The following is an 853-nucleotide window of genomic DNA, read 5'->3' on the forward strand; positions in this document are numbered from 1 at the left end:
CTTCAACCGGTAAGAGATTTCGCTGCCGGTACATTTGCTACCTTCAGGGATTACATCAGGATGGATCTCCTGGATTTCATCCACAAGGCTTTCAGGGATCACAAAGTGTTTCTTCTTTTCCTTTTCAGCAGAGGACTGTTTAGTAGCACCACTTGTAGTGGTTTGCGGCACGCTAACTTCAACCACAACTTCCTCCATCAGTCCCAGGCGGAGCTGTTCAGGGTTTTGTTCTTTGCCCAGGTAACGTTCGCTTTTGCTGCCAAAGGTCTGTTTGAGCAACTGCTCCACCCGGTGAAGCAGCTGCTCATTGATCGCCGATAGTTGTTTGAATTCCTGGCGCAACAGGATATTTTCCTGCAGGAGTTGCTCAGACAATACTTTATAATCTATCGGCTCTGCTTGCTGCATCAATGGCGTTTTGTTACCTTAAAAATAAGAAAACGCACATTTTTATGCAAGTTTTTTATGCCTTTTTCTTGCTTTTTATTGCTCTAATTCCAGCTTTGTTTTGCTGGTACAGGCGCGCTGCTTTTCTTTCTGGAACTGAATCCCGCGAATGATCTGCAGTAACTGAATCTCACTGATATGACTGCTCTGGCCGTCGGCACGCTGTGGCGGCACTTCAAATCTGCCGTTGTCCATCCTTTTGTAATAAATCACAAAGCCGCCATGTTCCCAGAACAGCAACTTGATGCTTTGCCTGGAACGGCTTAAGAAAACAAAGACATCCCCGCCTGCAGGGTCACTTTGCAGTTCGTCCCGAACAATACCGGCAAGCCCGTTAAAACTTTTACGGCCATCTATACATTCGGGGTACACGAAATACGTTCTCGCTGTTGGTATCATACTGTTC

At 46.3% G+C, this 853-nt stretch carries 2 protein-coding genes; both read right to left on the reverse strand.

The genetic code is table 11. From position 1 onward, the window contains the following. Positions 1-408, reverse strand: a 408-nt coding sequence (locus ADIARSV_RS12090) for an IS66 family transposase (protein ID WP_040299939.1), incomplete at its 3' end; no start/stop codon positions are given. A gap of 75 nt (positions 409-483) precedes the next feature. Continuing rightward, a partial coding sequence (gene tnpB, locus ADIARSV_RS12095) for an IS66 family insertion sequence element accessory protein TnpB (RefSeq protein ID WP_152439861.1) occupies positions 484-853 on the reverse strand: 370 nt, incomplete at its 5' end.

The sequence above is a fragment of the Arcticibacter svalbardensis MN12-7 genome (assembly GCF_000403135.1).
Taxonomy (GTDB): Bacteria; Bacteroidota; Bacteroidia; order Sphingobacteriales; family Sphingobacteriaceae; genus Arcticibacter; species Arcticibacter svalbardensis.